Raw genomic sequence first — 1791 nt, forward strand, 5'->3', positions numbered from 1 at the left:
GTTATAATAATGATCACAGGGAAAGAAATGTTTGTTGGTACGGATATTGTTGAAGTCGAACGCATTAAAAGAGCCATTTCGCACTGGAAACACGATTTCCTTAATCGCGTCTTTACCGCGCGTGAAGTCAGTAAAATTAATGCTGAAACGCCTGATTATCAGCGTGCTGCGGGACTGTGGGCTGCTAAAGAATCTATGGTAAAGGCCATTGGCCTGGGATTTCGTAACGGTATAAGTTTTCAGGATATGGAAGTAGAGTATGATGAGAATGGCTGCCCATATTTTATCCTGCGCGGACGATTAAAAGAAATTGTAGCCGAAAAAGGAAAAGCAAAAATATCACTGAGCATTTCACACTGCCAAAACTATGCGATCGCCGTTGTGGCTGTTACGCACGATTAAAATAAATTACCTAACAGAGCGTAGCTATTTGTATGTATAAGTATGACGACCTTATCAATAAAACAGTGCTGGTAACCGGAGCCAGCGGTGACATCGGGCTGGCCATTTGTGCGAAATTTCTTGAACAAGAGTGCCAGGTATATGCCCTGTATAACACACGATCCGCTGAATTAATCGAGCTTAAGAATCGGCATCCTCAAGGCGACAAACTTCATATTTTACAGTGCAATCTTGCTGATAAAGATGAGGTGAGCAATTTATGCGTCTGGCTGAATAAATCAGCCGGAAAGCTGGATGTTTTGGTTAATAATGCCGGCATCGTAAAGGATAGCCTGTTTGCCGCCATGAGTTTTGAAGATTTCAGTACGGTTATCGAACAGAACCTGCTTACTATTTTCAGACTGACAAAAGAGACGCTGATGTTGTTAAGAGCGGCAGAGAATCCGGCGATCGTGAATGTGGCATCTATCGCTGCGATTATCCCCAGTGTAGGTCAGACGAACTACAGCGCATCCAAAGGCGCGCTTCTTGGCTTTACCCGTACCCTGGCAGCAGAAATGGCAGCCAGAGGCGTACGCGTAAATGCCGTGGCGCCAGGCATGATTGAGTCGCGGATGGTAAAAAAAGTTTCGCGAACGGTGGTAAGGGATGTATTAAGTTCAATACCGCTGAAGCGTTTGGGGCAAAGCGCTGAGGTGGCCAACACGATTGTTTTTTTAAGCTCTTCAGCATCCAGTTATATTGTTGGACAAACCATCATTATCGATGGTGGTCTGGTTATGCGGTGATCTATGTCTAAATATTCGATTCCTGCAAAAATCTTCCTTGAGATGGGAGGCTGGCGTCAACCTTTGATAATGGTTGATCGTATTGACGATTATAAATATGGAGAAAAAGGCTATATTCGGGTTGTCAAGCATGTTACCTATAATGAGCCTTATTTACTGGGACACTTTCCTGAAGATCCCATTATGCCGGGCGTAATGATTGCTGAAATATTTGGGCAGGCCAGTGAATACCTTTCATTTCTGACCGATATCTGTGATATTTATCGGGAGCGCCATCAGGAAAATTTGCAATCGTTGCGGGATATTCGCGCCAGAATTTATGATGCCGGGATGCTTGAAATTATCCGCGCGCGTCGGGCTCAGGTACGGGGCGTGCTGGCAGCGCAGAATTTAAAATTTAAAGAAGTCGCCTGTCCCGGAGATACCATAGAAGTGATTAGCAGACTCGCTTTTTCCGACGAGAGCGGTTTTAAGCACTACGCTGTTTCTGCTCATGTCGGCAAAAGAGAGATTAGCAAAGGCACCATCATCAATTACCGTGAAGTTAAATAGTTATTACAGGGAGATAAGTGGATGAACACAGTTAAAGATGATATTGAAA

The 1791-nt window shown here is 44.3% G+C and carries 3 protein-coding genes; all 3 read left to right on the forward strand.

The window, feature by feature from the left end; translation table 11 throughout:
- The first annotated feature begins 27 nt into the window (after window positions 1-27).
- The 3 genes from acpS to MYY08_RS09235 are packed head-to-tail and all read left to right on the forward strand — an operon-like array spanning window position 28 to window position 1742.
- Window positions 28-402: a holo-ACP synthase gene (acpS, locus tag MYY08_RS09225; RefSeq protein WP_288013952.1), complete on the forward strand. Its 375-nt coding sequence runs from the start codon at window positions 28-30 to the stop codon at window positions 400-402.
- Window positions 403-428: 26 nt separating this feature from the next.
- Complete coding sequence (locus tag MYY08_RS09230; protein WP_133052063.1) at window positions 429-1190, forward strand: SDR family oxidoreductase; 762 nt, start codon at window positions 429-431, stop codon at window positions 1188-1190.
- 3 nt (window positions 1191-1193) lie between these two features.
- Window positions 1194-1742 (forward strand): hotdog family protein, encoded by a 549-nt coding sequence (locus tag MYY08_RS09235; protein WP_288013951.1) that lies wholly within the window; start codon window positions 1194-1196, stop codon window positions 1740-1742.
- Window positions 1743-1791: the final 49 nt, after the last annotated feature.

The organism is Mixta sp., from assembly GCF_024610815.1.
Taxonomy (GTDB): domain Bacteria; phylum Pseudomonadota; class Gammaproteobacteria; order Enterobacterales; family Enterobacteriaceae; genus Mixta; species Mixta calida.